Source organism: Streptomyces sp. NPDC032198 (assembly GCF_040636975.1).
Classification (GTDB): domain Bacteria; phylum Actinomycetota; class Actinomycetes; order Streptomycetales; family Streptomycetaceae; genus Streptomyces.
The window spans coordinates 242,155-258,474 of record NZ_JBEZVL010000002.1; the positions used below are offsets into that span (position 1 = coordinate 242,155).

Consider the following 16,320-nt stretch of genomic DNA (forward strand, 5'->3'; position numbering starts at 1 on the left):
AATCGGTGATGTGACGCCGTTCACCGTTTCCCCTCTTGTCTCAACAGTCGGGCCGTTCTATCGTCTCGATGTATCGAGTCGATACATCAGCTCGGCATAAAGACCGTGCCGACAGACGCTGGCAGACGGGAGGCGAAGATGAGCAGACGCTCCGGCATCCTCGAGTTCGCCGTGCTCGGCCTGCTGCGCGAGTCCCCGATGCACGGCTATGAGCTGCGGAAACGACTCAATACATCGCTGGGAGTCTTCCGCGCCTTCAGCTACGGGACGCTCTACCCGTGCCTCAAGACGCTGGTCGTCAACGGCTGGTTGATCGAGGAATCGGGCGGCACCCCCGAGGAAGCCCTCGCGGCTCCCCTCTCCGGGCGCCGCGCCAAGATCGTCTATCGGCTGACGGCGGAAGGTAAGGAGCACTTCGAGGAGCTGCTCTCCCAGACCGGCCCCGACGCGTACGAGGACGAACACTTCGCCGCCCGCTTCGCCTTCTTCGGGCAGACCTCGCGGGACGTACGCATGCGGGTGCTCGAGGGGCGTCGCAGCCGCCTCGAGGAGCGTCTGGAGAAGATGCGCGCCTCCCTGGCCCGTACCCGGGAGCGCCTGGACGACTACACGCTTGAGCTGCAGCGGCACGGAATGGAGTCCGTGGAGCGCGAAGTGCGCTGGCTGAACGAGCTCATCGAGAGCGAGCGCGCGGGGCGGGACCAGCAACGGTCCGCCCCGGACGGCTCCGCTCAGCACGACAGCACATCTGGGGAGTCGGGCGGCCTGCCCCGGCGGCGGGACGACAACCCGCCGCCGGATCCGTCCGATGACACCGCCAAATGAGGCCCCGCGGTCCGCAGGGTCTCATCCGGAATACACAGATCACACAGGGAGCAACCGGAATGGGTTCGGTTCGCGTAGCCATCGTCGGCGTAGGCAACTGCGCCGCCTCGCTGGTCCAGGGCGTCGAGTACTACAAGGACGCAGACCCGGACGCCAAGGTCCCGGGCCTGATGCACGTCCAGTTCGGCGAGTACCACGTCGGCGATGTCGAGTTCGTCGCCGCGTTCGACGTCGACGCCAAGAAGGTCGGCCTCGACCTTTCTGACGCCATCGGCGCCAGCGAGAACAACACCATCAAGATCTGCGACGTGCCGAACAAGGGCGTCACCGTCCAGCGCGGCCACACCCACGACGGCCTGGGCAAGTACTACCGCCAGACCATCGAGGAGTCCGCCGAGGCCCCCGTCGACGTCGTCCAGATCCTCAAGGACAAGCAGGTCGACGTTCTCATCTGCTACCTGCCCGTGGGTTCCGAGGACGCGGCGAAGTTCTACGCGCAGTGCGCCATCGACGCCAAGGTCGCCTTCGTCAACGCCCTCCCGGTCTTCATCGCCGGCACCAAGGAGTGGGCCGACAAGTTCACCGAGGCGGGCGTCCCGATCGTCGGCGACGACATCAAGTCGCAGGTCGGCGCCACCATCACGCACCGCGTGATGGCGAAGCTGTTCGAGGACCGCGGTGTCCGTCTCGAGCGCACGATGCAGCTCAACGTCGGCGGCAACATGGACTTCAAGAACATGCTCGAGCGCGACCGCCTCGAGTCGAAGAAGATCTCGAAGACGCAGGCCGTCACCTCGCAGATCCGTGACCGCGAGCTGGGCGAGGACAACGTCCACATCGGCCCGTCGGACTACGTCGCGTGGCTCGACGACCGCAAGTGGGCGTACGTCCGCCTTGAGGGCCGCGCCTTCGGCGACGTCCCGCTGAACCTGGAGTACAAGCTCGAGGTCTGGGACTCACCGAACTCGGCCGGTGTCATCATCGACGCTCTGCGCGCCGCGAAGATCGCCAAGGACCGCGGCATCGGCGGCCCGATCCTCTCCGCGTCCTCGTACTTCATGAAGTCCCCGCCGGTGCAGTACTTCGACGACGAGGCGTACGCCAACGTCGAGAAGTTCATCAAGGGCGAGGTCGAGCGCTAAAGCTCGTCCCTTGAACGGCTGTTGAGGGTCCCCGGGCAATCCGCCCGGGGACCCTCCTCGTATGTGAGGCTGGGGATCATGGCTGTCGTCGGTGACCTGCGCATACTGCTGCGCCTGCGAGACTTCCGGCGCCTGCTCGCCGTGCGGCTGATCTCCCAGGGCGCGGACGGCGTCTATCAGGTGGCCCTCGCCACGTACGTCGTCTTCTCGCCGGAGAAGCAGACCTCACCGGCCGCGATCGCCTCCGCGATGGCGGTGCTGCTCCTGCCGTATTCACTGATCGGGCCCTTCGCCGGCGTGCTCCTCGACCGCTGGCCGCGCCGTCAGGTTTTTCTGTACGGCAATCTGCTGCGGGCCTCTCTTGCCTCCGTGACCGCGCTGCTCATCCTGGGCGGCGTGCCGGACTGGCTCTTCTACGCCTCCGCGCTCTGCGTCACGGCCGTCAACCGCTTCGTCCTCGCCGGACTCTCCGCGGCGCTGCCCCGCGTCGTCGACACCGATCGTCTGGTCATGGCCAACTCCCTCTCGCCGACCGCGGGGACACTGGCCGCCACCGCGGGCGGTGGCCTCGCGTTCGCCGTGCGCCTGGCGGGCTCCGACTCGGACGCGGTGGTGGTTCTGATCGGCGCCGCCCTGTACCTCTGCGCGGCGCTCGCCTCGCTGCGGATGGAACGTGAACTCCTCGGCCCGGAACCGGAAGTGGTGCAGCCGCGCCTCGTCGCGGCGCTTTCCGGTACGGCCCGGGACCTGATGGCCGGGGTGCGGCACCTGTCGCAGCGCCGGCCCGCCGCCCGCGCGCTCCTGGCGATGACGCTCATGCGGTTCTGTTACGGCGCCCTGTCGGTGATGGTCCTGATGCTCTGCCGGTACGCCTGGTCATCGTCGGAGTCCGACGGGCTCGCCCTGCTCGGGCTGGCCGTGGGGGTCTCGGGAGCGGGCTTCTTCGCGGCGGCCGTGGTGACGCCCTGGGCGGTGAACCAGCTGACGCCCGGCGGCTGGATCGTCGTCTGCGCGGGCGCTGCCGCGGTCCTGGAACCGGCGCTCGCCCTCCCCTTCACCCCTGCCCCGCTGCTCATCGCCGCGTTCCTGCTGGGCCTGACGACGCAGGGGGCGAAGATCGCCACGGACACCGTGGTGCAGTCCTCGGTGGACGACCGCTTCCGTGGCCGGATCTTCTCCGTTTACGACGTCCTGTTCAACGTCGCCTTCGTCGGCGCGGCGGGAGTAGCAGCGCTGATGCTGCCGCCCGACGGCCGATCGGTGCCGCTGGTGGTCACGGTGGCCGTTATCTACGCAGCAATTGCTGCCGCTATGGCCAGGTTTGACGCGCAGTAAGTGTCACATCAACGCCACAGAGCCTCTCTGGGCTTCAGAGATGTCACCGCGTCCCTATAACTTACGGACGTCGTATCCGCGCCATCGCGCTTCCGTTCGAGGGGGACCCCCAAAGTGACTACTCCGCCCCAGGGCCAGAATCCGTACGGCCAGGGCATGCAGCCGTACCCCGGCCAGCCGGGACAGCCCGGCCAGCCCGGCGTTCCGCAGCAGCCCTACCCGCCGTACAACCAGGGGGCGCCGATTCCTCCGGCTGCTCCGAGCGGCGGCCGGAAGGTCAGCAAGCTGGTCCTGCGGATCGGCGTCGTCATCGTCGTCGGCATCCTGATCGCCGTCGGCAAGTGGTACTTGGGTAAGAGTGACGCTGAGACCACCGCTGTGGGCGACTGCCTGCACAACAAGGGCACGCAGTCGCAGCCGGATCTGAAGAACACCGACTGCTCTTCGAGCGACGCCGAGTTCAAGGTCATCGAGAAGTTCGACGGCACGAGCAGCGTCAGCAAGTGCGAAACGGTCAAGGGGACCCAGGTCTCCTACTACCAGACCGGCGGCAGCCACGACGTGGTGCTCTGCCTGAAGAGCGCCAAGTAAAACGACGTACACGAAGGGGCACTGTTTCACGTGAAACAGTGCCCCTTCGCATGTCTTCGTCTGTCCGGCGCCGAGCGATGTTTCACGTGAAACGTCGCACCGAACCCCACCTCACTCCTGCGCCGCCCACCACTCCTTGAGCGCCGCGATCGCCGCGTCCCGCTCCATCGGCCCGTTCTCCAGGCGCAGCTCCAGCAGGAACTTGTAGGCCTGGCCGATCACCGGGCCCGGCCGCACGTCCAGGATCTCCATGATCTCGTTGCCGTCCAGGTCGGGGCGGATCGAGTCCAGCTCCTCCTGCTCCTGAAGCCGCTCGATGCGCTCCTCAAGACCGTCGTACGCACGCGACAGCGCATTCGCCTTGCGCTTGTTGCGCGTCGTGCAGTCGGACCGGGTCAGCTTGTGCAGCCTGCTGAGGAGCGGGCCCGCGTCGCGGACGTAACGGCGTACGGCCGAATCCGTCCACTCGCCCGTCCCGTAGCCGTGGAAGCGCAGGTGCAGCTCCACCAGGCGCGAGACGTCCTTCACGAGCTCGTTCGAGTACTTGAGCTCCACCATGCGCTTCTTGGTCATCTTGGCGCCCACCACCTCGTGGTGGTGGAAGGAGACCCGGCCGTCGTCCTCGAAGCGCCGCGTCCGCGGCTTCCCGATGTCGTGCAGGAGCGCCGCGAGCCGCAGCGTCAGATCCGGGCCGTCCTCCTCCAGCGCCATCGCCTGTTCCAGGACGATCAGCGAGTGGTCGTAGACGTCCTTGTGACGGTGGTGCTCGTCACTCTCCAGACGCAGGGCCGGGAGCTCGGGCAGAACGTGCTCGGCGATGCCTGTGTCGACAAGTAGAGCCAGTCCCTTCGCCGGGTACGGCGAGAGGATCAGCTTGTTCAGTTCGTCACGGACACGCTCCGCGGAGACGATGTCGATGCGCTCGGCCATCGACTTCATCGCGGCGACGACCTCCGGAGCCACCTCGAAGTCCAGCTGCGCGGCGAACCGCGCGGCCCGCATCATCCGCAGCGGGTCGTCGGAGAAGGAGTCCTCCGGGGCCCCAGGGGTACGCAGGACACGCTCCGCGAGGTCATCGAGCCCTCCGTGCGGGTCGACGAACTCCTTCTCCGGGAGAGCGACGGCCATCGCGTTGACGGTGAAGTCACGGCGTACGAGGTCTTCCTCGATGGAGTCGCCGTACGACACCTCGGGCTTGCGCGAGGTCCTGTCGTACGCCTCGGACCGATATGTCGTGACTTCGATCTGATAGCCGTCCTTCTGGCTACCGACCGTCCCGAAGGCGATCCCGACCTCCCACACCGAGTCCGCCCACGGCCTGACGATCTTCAGTACGTCCTCGGGGCGGGCATCGGTCGTGAAGTCCAGGTCATTGCCGAGCCGGCCAAGGAGCGCGTCTCTGACCGACCCACCGACCAGGGCGAGGGAGAACCCGGCCTCCTGGAAACGGCGGGCAAGGTCGTCCGCGACAGGGGACACCCGCAGCAGTTCACTGACCGCGCGGCGCTGCACCTGGCTCAGTGCGCTGGGATTTTCTTCATTGGCGTTCGGCACAACAGAAAAGGGTACGTGCCCCGGACGCCCCCAGCCGCCCCGTTTTCGGCGGGCCTCCGAGGCCGCGCGCCCCTCCCCGGCCAGGCCTTCCGATCATGTGGAGCAGTCCGCGGCACTTCGCCACAGCGCACCTCGTTACCATGCGTGGACGCACAACCGACGACCACTGACGACAACGAGGACGGGCAACGCGTGGCCGAGGCGGCAGACTTCCCGGGGACCAGTCCCTCACCTGCCCGCCGGTGGCTGCGGCGTACGGCAGCGTTGCTGGCTGGAGCCCCCTTGCTGGCCGGCATGCTGCAGCTGTCGGCCGAGCCGACAGCGCACGCCGCGGCGCCGAGCGCGCCGGCAGACGCCACCGGTTCGAACACCGTCGACGTCTCGCTCAACAAACTCACACCGACCGCCCCGACGGACGGAGACACGCTCACGGTCTCCGGCACAGTCACCAACGAGGGCAAGCAGACGGTGACAGGGGCCCAGGTCGGGCTGCGCCTGGGCCCGGTCCTGAACGGCCGGAGCCAGATCGACTCCGCCGCCAAGCGCACCGGCTACCGGCCGGGAGCCGACGGCACGGAGGTCGGCGGCAAGTACGTCAAGAAGTTCTCCAAGCTCGCCCCCGGCATCCGCCAGGACTTCAGCATCTCCGTCCCGGTCAAGGCCCTGGACCTCGGCGCCGACGGCGTCTACCAGCTGGGCGTCTCGCTCACGGGCCGGACCGCCGCCCAGCCGTGGTCCCAGGTGCTCGGCTTCGAGCGGACCTTCCTGCCCTGGCAGTCGGGCGCCACCGGCACGAAGACCAAGACGACCTACCTGTGGCCGCTCATCTCCACCTCACACCTCACGGCGGAGACCGGCTCGGACGAGCAGCAGACGCCCGTCTTCACGGACGACGACCTGGGCAAGGAGCTCGCCCCGGGCGGCCGCCTGGAGCAGATGCTGTCCCTGGGCCGCCAGCTCGATGTCACCTGGGTCATCGACCCCGACCTGCTGGCCTCGGTCGACCACATGACGCGGAGCTACCGGGTACAGACCGCCGACGGCAAGAGCACCACGGCGGGCAAGAACCAGGCGGTCGCCAAGGACTGGCTCAACAAGCTCGAGCAGACCGTGAAGGCCGAGAAGGACAAGAAGGTCGTCGCACTGCCCTTCGCCGATCCCGACCTGGCCTCGCTCGCCCACAACGGCAGGACCTTCACCGGTTCCCTGAGCCAGCTCAAGGACGCCACCGATGCGGGAGCGCTGGCCGTGGAGTCCATCCTCCACGTCAAGCCCCAGTCGGACTTCGCGTGGCCCGTGAACGGTGCCCTCGACCCGTCGATCGTCGACGTCTCCACCTCGGCGGGCGCCCACTCGGTGATCGCCAGGAGCGACAGCCTGCGTGACGGGAGCGCGCTGCCGTACACGCCCAACGCCGCCCGGCCCATCGGCGGCGGCACGACGGCCGTGGTGGCCGACGCACGCCTCTCCACGGCCTTCCAGGGCGACATGACGGGGGCCGAGAGCTCCACGCTCGCCGTGCAGGAGTTCCTCGCCCAGAGCCTCATGGTCACGCTGCAGGATCCGGACAAGCAGCGCAGCATCGTCGTCGCCCCACAGCGCATGCCGTCCGCCAGCCAGGCCCAGTCGATGGCGAAGGCGCTGACCGCCCTCTCCGACGAGCGCTGGTCGCAGCCGCAGGACCTGTCGGCGGCGGCGAAGGCGAAGCCGGACCCGGCGGCTACGACCCAGGTGCCGTCGGCCAGGTCCTACCCCACGTCGCTGCGCAAGCAGGAGCTGCCGAAGTCGGCCTTCAAGTCGATTCAGAACACCCAGAACAAGCTCAAGCGCTTCCAGACGATCCTCAGCGAGCCCGACCGCGTCATCACGCCCTTCGGGCGGGCCATAGACCGTGAGATGTCGACGTCCTGGCGGGGCAGGCCCGCCGAGGCGGCGACATTCCGCCAGGGAGTCGAGCACTACCTGACCACGCTCGTCGAACAAGTGGCGCTGATCAAGAAGTCCGACGCGAAGCTCTCGGGACGCAGCGCGACGATCCCCGTGACGGTGCAGAACAACCTGGTCCAGGGCGTCGACCACATGGTTCTGCGCCTGACATCGGAGAACCCCACGCGTCTGAAGATCGGCGGCAAGGCCTACTACGAACAGCCGGTGAAGGTCGCGGGCGGGCACGCGCAGTCGGTGAAGTTCACCACCACGGCCAATGCCAACGGCCCGGTCCCGGTCTACGCCCAGCTCTACACGGAGGACGGCCAGCCGTACGGCGAGGCGGTGCAGTTCGACGTGAACGTCACCGAGATCACCCTCACGGTGATGCTGGTCATCGCCGGCGGCGTGCTGCTCCTCGTGCTCGCCGGATTCCGGATGTACACCCAGCGCAAGCGGGCCGCCCGGCAGCAGGCCGAGGAGGGTCCGGAGGACGGACCCGACGGCGAGTCCGGCACGGAGCCGGGGGAGGACGACCCCGAGCAGCCGAGTGACCCGACACCGGACACCGCTCCGGAAAGCACCGACCCGTCGGACACGGGTGAGAGAGTGGACCGTTGAGCGATGTCGTGGCCGGTGGGCCCGGGGACGATGAGGTGGGGTAATCCATGAACGCGCCGTACGACGGTGACCGTGGCCAGGGCGCGGGCGGTTCCGGTCCCCCTGAGGACGGGCAGGTGCCACCCCAGCCCGCCCCGGACGTGTACCTCCAGGATGCCTACGACCAGGACCCCTACCGGGCACAGGACCTCGCCGCCCAGGACCCGGTGACCGAGGCGCTGTACGACCGCGCCGCGCACCCTCCGCCCCCGCCCGGCTACTACCAGGACACGCAGCCGCTCTACGCCCAGCCGCCCTCCCCCCAGCACGCCCCGGACCCCCGCGTGTGGGCGCAGACCCCGGCCCCGGAACCCGAAGGCCCGACCCGACACCTGCCGTACGGCGACGACGCCCGTACGACGCAGTTCGTGGGCGTCGACGACCTGGTCACCCACTCCGGCGAGGAGCGCCACGAGCCGGACGCCTTCGCGCACCTCTTCCGGGACCAGCAGCCGGGCGGCTACCGCGAACAGCCCGGTGGCTACCAGCAGGGATACCAGCAGGACGGCTACCCCCAAGTCAACGGCTACCCGCAGGGCGACGGCTATTCCCAGGGCGACGACTACCAGCAGCAGAGCGGCTACCAGCCTCCCGAGCCGCCCATGGTCCCGGCCCCGGCAGCTCCCCCGGCCCCCGCACCCGCCCCGAAGTCGGGCGGCGGCGGACGCGCGGCGAGCGTCCTGAAGTCGAGCGCGGTGATGGCCGCGGGCACGATGGTCTCCCGGCTCACCGGCTTCGTACGCACGATGGTGATCACCGCGGCCCTCGGCGCCGCGACACTCGGTGACGCCTGGACCGTCGCGTACACGCTGCCGACGATGATCTACATCCTGACCGTCGGCGGTGGCCTCAACTCGGTCTTCGTGCCGCAGCTGGTGCGCGCCATGAAGGACGACAAGGACGGCGGCGAGGCCTACGCCAACCGCCTGCTGACCCTCGTCATGGTCGCTCTCGGCCTCATCGTCGCCCTGGCCGTGTTCGCGGCGCCGCTGCTGATCAAGCTGATGTCGACCCCCATCGCGAACAACCCGCCGGCCAACAACGTCGCGGTCACCTTCGCCCGCTACTGCCTGCCCACCATCTTCTTCATGGGCGTGCACGTGGTGATGGGGCAGATCCTCAACGCCCGCGGGAAGTTCGGCGCGATGATGTGGACCCCGGTCCTCAACAACATCGTCATGATCTTCACGTTCGGCCTGTTCATCTGGGTCTACGGAACGTCCGGTGACTCGGGCATGAGGGTCGAGTCGATCCCCGCGGACGGCGTCCGCCTCCTGGGCATCGGCACCCTGCTCGGTCTCGTCGTCCAGGCCCTGGCGATGATTCCGTATCTGCGGGAGACGGGCTTCCGGTTCCGGCCGCGCTTCGACTGGAAGGGCCACGGTCTCGGCAAGGCGGTCAAGCTCGCCAAGTGGACGGTGCTCTTCGTCCTCGCCAACCAGGCCGGCGTGCTCGTCGTCACCCAGCTGGCCACCGCCGCGGGCAAAGCCTCCGGCAAGGACGGCACGGGCATCATGGCCTACTCCAACGCCCAGCTGATCTGGGGCATGCCGCAGGCCATCATCACCGTCTCCGTCATGGCGGCCATGCTGCCGCGCATCTCGCGCGCGGCCCACGACAACGACCCGGGCGCGGTCCGTGACGACATCTCGCAGGGGCTGCGCACCTCCGCGGTGGCGATCGTCCCGGTCGCCTTCGCGTTCGTCGCCCTCGGCGTCCCGATGTGCACCCTGCTCTTCGCCTCCAGCGGCAGCCAGGCCGCCCAGTCCATGGGCTTCGTCCTGATGGCGTTCGGCCTGGGGCTGATCCCGTACTCGGTGCAGTACGTCGTCCTGCGCGGCTTCTACGCCTACGAGGACACCCGGACGCCCTTCTACAACACGGTGATCGTGGCGGCCGTCAACGCGGCGGCCAGCGCCATCGCCTACGTCCTCCTGCCCGCCCAGTGGGCCGTGATCGGCATGGCCGCCTCGTACGGCCTCGCCTACGCGGTCGGCGTCGGTGTCGCCTGGCGCAGGCTGCGCAACCGCCTCGGCGGCGATCTGGACGGCACCCACGTCCTTCGTACGTACGCCCGGCTCTCCATGGCGTGCATCCCGGCGGCGATCCTCGGCGGCGCCGCCGGTTACGGAATCCTCAAGACTCTGGGCGACGGCGCCGGCGGTTCTCTGATCGCTCTGGTGGTCGGTGGAATCATTCTCGGTGGCGTCTTCTTCGTGGCTGCCCGAAAAATGCGGATTGCAGAGCTCAATTCGTTGGTCGGGATGGTGCGCGGCCGTCTCGGACGGTGAGATGTAGGGGTTCGCACAACCATCACCGGCCACCGCGTGTCGTGCATAGCGCCGGACTGTGGGCACAATTGGCTTTGGCGTCTGACAAAGCGCGATGGATGGGGAGGCAGGAACGACGGTGGCGGAACGGAGCACGGCTGCCGTCGACGTGGCAGACAACAGCGGCGATGAGCCGCTGACCGCGAAGGCGGACGAGGCCACGGCCGACGGGGTGGCCCAGACCCGGGAGCGGGAAACGGCAGAAGAAGGCGCAGCGGAGACCGATGAGCCCACGGGCACGGGGGCGGCATCACCTCCCGAGCTGCACAGCGGTCACAAGCTCGCCAGACGCTACCGACTCGAAGAATGCGTCACCCGTCTGGACGGTTTCAGCAGTTGGCGTGCGGTGGACGAGAAGCTGCGCCGAGCAGTCGGCGTGCATCTGCTTCCCGCCGACCATCCGCGGGCACGATCGGTACTCGCCGCGGCCCGCTCGTCGGCGCTGCTTGGCGACCCCCGCTTCGTCCACGTCCTGGACGCGGTCGAGGAGAACGACCTCGTCTACGTGGTGCACGAGTGGCTGCCCGACGCCACGGAACTGACGGCGCTGCTCGCCGCGGGCCCTCTTGAGGCGCACGACGCGTATCAGCTCGTCAGCCAGGTCGCCCAGGCCATGGCTGCCGCCCACCGCGAGGGGCTCGCGCACCTGCGGCTGACCCCGAGCGCGGTGCTTCGGACATCCTCCGGCCAGTACCGCATCCGCGGCCTCGCCGTGAACGCGGCACTCCGCGGCATCAGTTCCGACACCCCGCAGCGCACGGACACCGAAGCGATCGGCGCGCTCCTGTACGCCTCGCTGACCCAGCGCTGGCCGTACGAGGACGACGCGTACGGCCTCTCAGGGCTGCCCAAGGGCGTCGGTCTGATCGCCCCAGACCAGGTGCGCGCAGGCGTCCACAGGGGCCTCTCCGAGCTCGCCATGCGGGCGCTCGTGAACGAGGGTGCGACGGCCTCCCGCCAGGAGCCGCCGTGCACCACGCCGGAGGAGCTGGTGAAGGCGATCGGTGAGATGCCCCGCATCCGCCCGCCGGAGCCCGCGTTCACCGCGCCCCCCGAGTACCAGCGCACGACCTATCAGCAGGGCACCTACGGCCGCACCGCGCCCCGTCCCGGTGCCACGCAGCCGGTCCCGACCCCGCCGCCCCCGCTGCAGAGCCGTACGGGCAAGGCCCTCAAGTGGGCCGTGTCCGCGCTGCTCATCGCGGCCCTGGGACTCGGCAGCTGGCAGCTCGCGGACGCGCTGATGGAGCGGGGGAAGACGGACGACCCCGGTAGCGCGGACACCTCCGAGGACGGCGACAAGAACAAGCCGAAGCCCACAGAGCCGATCAAGATCGCGGCCGCCGAGGAGTACGTCCTCAAGGGCGACGCGCAGGATCTTCAGGGCGTCCCCAACACGTACGACGGCGACGACTCGACGTACTGGCGGAGCAACAGCTTCATAGGGGGCCCGAAGCTGGCCCCGTACAAGCCGGGCGTCGGCATCGTCTACGACCTCGGCAAGGAGCATGACGTGTCGGCCGCGTCGCTCGGGCTCCGCTACGGCGGCGACCACACGAAGGTCGAGCTGTACGCCGCGGACTCGATGTCCTCGTCGACGCCTCCGAGCTCGATGAAGAAGATCGGGACCGTGACGACCACAGGTCAGAGCGCGAAGATCAAGGCGAAGAAGCCGGTCACGACACGGTACGTGCTGGTCTGGCTCACCGATGTTCCCAAGTCTCCGCGTGATGAGTACAGCGGCGCGGGGTACAAGCAGGCCATCACGGATGTGAAGTTCGCAGGCTGAGGCTGAGGCTCACCGGGGGAGGGGGTTCGACGGTGGACGACACCACGCACGGCGAGATGAGCGACCAGGACCTCCTGGCCCGCCACGTGGCAGGGGACAAGGACGCCTTCGGCGAGCTCGTCCGGCGTCATCGCGACCGCCTCTGGGCCGTGGCCCTGCGCACGCTGGGCGACCGCGAGGAAGCCGCTGACGCCGTCCAGGACGCCCTGGTCTCGGCCTACCGCGCCGCGCACACCTTCCGCGGGCAGTCGGCCGTCACGACCTGGTTGCACCGGATCACCGTGAACGCCTGCCTCGACCGGGCACGCAAGGCGAAGTCCCGGAAGACCTCTCCCATCGACGACACCGAACGGCTGGAGCAGCTCCTCGAGCCGCACGAGTCGGCGGCGGCACCCGTCGAGCGCGGCGACCTGCGCCGCGAGGTCGCCGAGGCGCTGGGCACCCTGCCGCACGACCAGCGCGCCGCTCTCGTCCTGGTGGACATGCAGGGCTATCCCGTGGCCGAGGCGGCCCTCGTGCTCGAGGTGCCCACCGGCACCGTGAAGAGCCGCTGCGCACGCGGCAGAGCCAGACTGCTGCCGCTGCTCACCCACCTGCGTACGGAGCCCCGTACACCGAGCGGAGACGGCGGCGACAAAGACAAGAAGTCGAGCCCGGGAAGGAACCGGACGCAGGGGGCATCCGTCCCACCTGCAGCGGGACCACGGGATGCGGGACCAAGCGATTCAGCTGCTGTGAAGGGCGGAGGTGGGCGAGCGTGACAACCACGACCGACTCGGCCGAGCACCCGGAAGTCGCTGAGATCTCCGACCTCACGGAGGGGCTGCTCACCCCGTCCCGAACCGTCGATGTACGGCGGCATCTGGATGACTGCGCGCTCTGTGCCGATGTCCATGACTCCCTGGAGGAGATCCGCGGCCTGCTCGGTACGCTGCCGGGTCCGCCACGGATGCCTGCCGATGTCGCCGGGCGCATCGACGCGGCGCTGGCTGCGGAGGCGCTCCTTGACTCCATCGCACCCGGTTCCGCCGAGTCGATCGATCCGGACCCGCTGCTCGAGCCCGCGGCCGCCGTACGCGTTTCACGTGAAACATCGCGCGTCTCCGCTGAACCCTCCGAGCACTCTGAACCCTCCACGCTCGCCAACCCCTCTGGGTCCTCTCCCTCCCCTGCCTCCAGCACACCCGCGGACCGGCCCGCGGGCCACTCCCGCGCCTCCACGGGCCCTGGACGCCGCAGCCGATTCCGGGGCGGCCGTCGGCGCAACGTGGTCCTCGGTGCCGTCTTCACGGCGGCCGCCATCGGTCTGGGTTCCTTGTTGATACAGAACGTGGGCGGCGACTCGGGCGGTAAGAACGACACGGCTTCGGGCCACACCGACTCCGCGCACGCCTTCTCGGAGGGCAACCTCAAGGGCCAGGTGACGGACCTGCTCGCCAAGGCCCCCACCACGGGACCCGAGTCCGGGAGCACCAAGCCGTCCTTCGACGTGCGGTCCAGCCCGGAGTCCCCGAAGGACCAGAAGATGCGCGAGTCCACGGTCACCGTCCCGAAGTGCATCCAGCTCGGCATCGGCGACAGGACACCGCTCGCCGCCGAAGAGGGCACCTATAAGGGGAAGGACGCCTACCTCGTCGTGGCGTCCCATGACTCCGACACCACGAAGGTCGCGGCGTTCGTCATCGACGCGACGTGCGTGGACAAGACCTCGTCGGCCAACGCCGCGGGCAAGGTACTGCTGACCAACTCCTACGCGCGGCCCTGACCGTTTCACCGCTGCGGCGGGAGACTCGGCTCAGCGTGGCATCCTGGCGTCCCTGACATGCTTCCGTGCGCTCGGACACGTCGGGAATGCATGCCCCGTAGGATCCGTTGGGTGGGGTGAGAGACCTGAGACAGGCACCCACCAGCACTACGCAGCAGTCTCCAGAGACGAGGAATCAAGCCGTGACCGACGTCCGTAACGTGATCATCATCGGCTCCGGGCCCGCCGGCTACACGGCGGCGCTCTACACCGCGCGAGCGTCGCTGAAGCCCCTGGTGTTCGAGGGCGCCGTCACCGCAGGCGGTGCGCTGATGAACACCACCGAGGTGGAGAACTTCCCGGGCTTCCAGGACGGCGTCATGGGCCCCGACCTCATGGACAACATGCGCGCCCAGGCCGAGCGCTTCGGCGCCGAGCTGGTGCCGGACGATGTGGTCTCCGTGGATCTCACCGGCGAGATCAAGACCGTGACGGACACGGCGGGCACCGTGCACCGAGCGAAGTCCGTGATCGTGACGACGGGCTCCCAGCACCGCAAGCTCGGCCTCCCGAACGAGGACGCGCTCTCCGGCCGCGGCGTCTCCTGGTGCGCGACCTGTGACGGCTTCTTCTTCAAGGACCAGGACATCGCCGTGATCGGCGGCGGCGACACCGCGATGGAAGAAGCGACCTTCCTCTCGCGCTTCGCCAAGTCCGTGACGATCGTGCACCGCCGCGACAGCCTGCGCGCCTCCAAGGCGATGCAGGAGCGCGCGCTGGCCGACCCGAAGATCAGCTTCGTCTGGGACAGCGAGGTCGCTGAGATCAAGGGCGAGCAGAAGCTCTCCGGTCTGACGCTGCGGAACCTGAAGACGGGCGAGACCTCCGAGCTGCCCGTGACCGGCCTGTTCATCGCGATCGGCCACGACCCGCGCACGGAGCTCTTCAAGGGCCAGCTCACCCTGGACGACGAGGGCTACCTGAAGGTCGACGCTCCCTCGACCCGGACTAACGTGCCCGGTGTCTTCGCCGCCGGTGACGTCGTCGACCACACGTACCGCCAGGCGATCACGGCGGCCGGCACCGGCTGCTCCGCCGCCCTCGACTCCGAGCGGTTCCTCGCTGCCCTCGTGGACAACGCGACGGCCGCAGCCACCGTCTGACATCCCATCCTCCCCACCGCATCACCGAGTTAAGGAGCCCGCCGTGGCCGGCACTCTGAAGAACGTGACCGACGCCTCCTTCGAGGAAGACGTCCTGAAGAACGACAAGCCCGTCCTGGTGGACTTCTGGGCCGCCTGGTGCGGACCGTGCCGCCAGATCGCGCCGTCCCTCGAGGCGATCGCGGCCGAGCACGGCGACAAGATCGAGATCGTCAAGCTCAACATCGACGAGAACCCGGGCATCGCCGCCAAGTACGGCGTCATGTCCATCCCGACCCTGAACGTGTACCAGGGCGGCGAGGTGGCCAAGACGATCGTCGGCGCCAAGCCGAAGGCTGCTCTTGAGCGCGACCTCGCGGACTTCATCGCCGAGTAACGAGCGGCGCCGCACCAAGCGACGCGTTGTTTCACGTGAAACACGAATGGGCCAGCCCTCAGGGGCTGGCCCATTCGCATGACAGCGGCGAGCCTGCGACGGGCGAGTCAGAGCGGCCGGAGCACCGGCTCCTTCTGTACCGCTCCGAGGAGTCGGTCGAGCGCCAACTCGACGTCCTCCTTCCAAGAGAGCGTCGTACGCAGTTCAAGCCTCAGCCGTGGATATGAGGGATGTGGACGGACCGTCTTGAAGCCCACCGCCAACAGATGATCGGCGGGCAGCACACAGGCGGGCTTCTCCCATCGGGCATCCCCAAAGGCCTCGATCGCCTTGAACCCCCGGCGCAGCAGATCCTTCGCGACGGTCTGGACGATGACACGGCCGATCCCCTGGCTCTGATATCCCGGCCTGATCCAGGCGGTCATCAGCTGCACGGCATCGGGGGACACGGGGCTCGTCGGGAAGGCGGTGGCCCGTGGCACGTACGCGGGCGGGGCGTACAGCACGAAGCCCACCGGGACATCATCGACGTAGACGACGCGACCGCAGGAGCCCCACTCCAGCAGGACGGCGGAGATCCACGCTTCCTTCTCGTGCTCCGGCGTACCGGCCTTTACTGCGGCCTGGCCGCTGACCGGGTCCAGCTCCCAGAAGACACACGTCCGGCAACGCTGGGGAAGGTCCGGAAGGTTGTCCAGCGTGAGCGGTACGAGCCGACGCCCCATGAAGGCTGTTCCTCACTTCCTTCGCCCGCCGCATCACGGGCGGCAGTCAGAGCGCTCCGTTCCTTCAGCAGGCTGCCGACGAATCCGCCGACGGCTCCCAGCCCAAGGCCCGCAGTCATCAGTCCGGTGCGGCTCACCGATCGCATGGCCCTCCCCCTCC

13 protein-coding genes are annotated in these 16,320 nt (G+C 68.6%); 11 read left to right on the forward strand and 2 right to left on the reverse strand.

The genetic code is table 11. The features are described from left to right. The first annotated feature begins 138 nt into the window (after nucleotides 1–138). From AB0E78_RS06270 to AB0E78_RS06285, 4 genes are all read left to right on the forward strand, one after another. Nucleotides 139–825: a helix-turn-helix transcriptional regulator gene (locus AB0E78_RS06270; protein WP_361828914.1), complete on the forward strand. Its 687-nt coding sequence runs from the start codon at nucleotides 139–141 to the stop codon at nucleotides 823–825. A 59-nt stretch (nucleotides 826–884) separates the two neighbouring features. Next, nucleotides 885–1,967: an inositol-3-phosphate synthase gene (locus AB0E78_RS06275; protein WP_361828916.1), complete on the forward strand. Its 1,083-nt coding sequence runs from the start codon at nucleotides 885–887 to the stop codon at nucleotides 1,965–1,967. Between the two features lie 78 nt (nucleotides 1,968–2,045). Then, nucleotides 2,046–3,302 carry an MFS transporter gene (locus AB0E78_RS06280; RefSeq protein ID WP_361828918.1) on the forward strand — a complete coding sequence of 419 codons (1,257 nt, stop codon included), beginning with the start codon at nucleotides 2,046–2,048 and terminating at the stop codon, nucleotides 3,300–3,302. Nucleotides 3,303–3,416: 114 nt separating this feature from the next. Continuing rightward, nucleotides 3,417–3,893, forward strand: coding sequence for a hypothetical protein (locus tag AB0E78_RS06285; RefSeq protein WP_361828920.1), 477 nt, complete (start codon nucleotides 3,417–3,419; stop codon nucleotides 3,891–3,893). A gap of 111 nt (nucleotides 3,894–4,004) precedes the next feature. Here the strand turns inward: AB0E78_RS06285 and AB0E78_RS06290 are convergent, their stop codons facing one another. Beyond that, a complete protein-coding gene (locus AB0E78_RS06290) occupies nucleotides 4,005–5,447 on the reverse strand; it encodes a CCA tRNA nucleotidyltransferase (RefSeq protein WP_361828922.1) in 1,443 nt (480 codons plus the stop codon). Between the two features lie 192 nt (nucleotides 5,448–5,639). Here AB0E78_RS06290 and AB0E78_RS06295 point away from each other — a divergent pair, with 192 nt between their 5' ends. From AB0E78_RS06295 to trxA, 7 genes are all read left to right on the forward strand, one after another. Next, a complete protein-coding gene (locus AB0E78_RS06295) occupies nucleotides 5,640–7,994 on the forward strand; it encodes a DUF6049 family protein (RefSeq protein ID WP_361829529.1) in 2,355 nt (784 codons plus the stop codon). Nucleotides 7,995–8,041: 47 nt separating this feature from the next. Continuing rightward, nucleotides 8,042–10,324 carry a murein biosynthesis integral membrane protein MurJ gene (gene murJ, locus AB0E78_RS06300; protein ID WP_361828924.1) on the forward strand — a complete coding sequence of 761 codons (2,283 nt, stop codon included), beginning with the start codon at nucleotides 8,042–8,044 and terminating at the stop codon, nucleotides 10,322–10,324. 118 nt (nucleotides 10,325–10,442) lie between these two features. Further along, nucleotides 10,443–12,152 carry a protein kinase family protein gene (locus AB0E78_RS06305; protein WP_361828926.1) on the forward strand — a complete coding sequence of 570 codons (1,710 nt, stop codon included), beginning with the start codon at nucleotides 10,443–10,445 and terminating at the stop codon, nucleotides 12,150–12,152. Nucleotides 12,153–12,184: 32 nt separating this feature from the next. Continuing rightward, nucleotides 12,185–12,913 carry an RNA polymerase sigma factor SigM gene (gene sigM, locus AB0E78_RS06310; RefSeq protein ID WP_361828928.1) on the forward strand — a complete coding sequence of 243 codons (729 nt, stop codon included), beginning with the start codon at nucleotides 12,185–12,187 and terminating at the stop codon, nucleotides 12,911–12,913. Continuing rightward, nucleotides 12,910–13,917: a hypothetical protein gene (locus tag AB0E78_RS06315; RefSeq protein ID WP_361828930.1), complete on the forward strand. Its 1,008-nt coding sequence runs from the start codon at nucleotides 12,910–12,912 to the stop codon at nucleotides 13,915–13,917. The genes sigM and AB0E78_RS06315 overlap by 4 nt, the downstream gene beginning before the upstream one ends. A 182-nt stretch (nucleotides 13,918–14,099) precedes the next feature. Continuing rightward, nucleotides 14,100–15,059 carry a thioredoxin-disulfide reductase gene (trxB, locus tag AB0E78_RS06320; protein ID WP_361828932.1) on the forward strand — a complete coding sequence of 320 codons (960 nt, stop codon included), beginning with the start codon at nucleotides 14,100–14,102 and terminating at the stop codon, nucleotides 15,057–15,059. 43 nt (nucleotides 15,060–15,102) lie between these two features. After that, nucleotides 15,103–15,435 (forward strand): thioredoxin, encoded by a 333-nt coding sequence (gene trxA, locus AB0E78_RS06325; RefSeq protein ID WP_135332065.1) that lies wholly within the window; start codon nucleotides 15,103–15,105, stop codon nucleotides 15,433–15,435. A 107-nt stretch (nucleotides 15,436–15,542) separates the two neighbouring features. Here trxA and AB0E78_RS06330 read toward each other — a convergent pair whose 3' ends face one another. Beyond that, complete coding sequence (locus AB0E78_RS06330; protein WP_361828934.1) at nucleotides 15,543–16,160, reverse strand: GNAT family N-acetyltransferase; 618 nt, start codon at nucleotides 16,158–16,160, stop codon at nucleotides 15,543–15,545. Nucleotides 16,161–16,320: the final 160 nt, after the last annotated feature.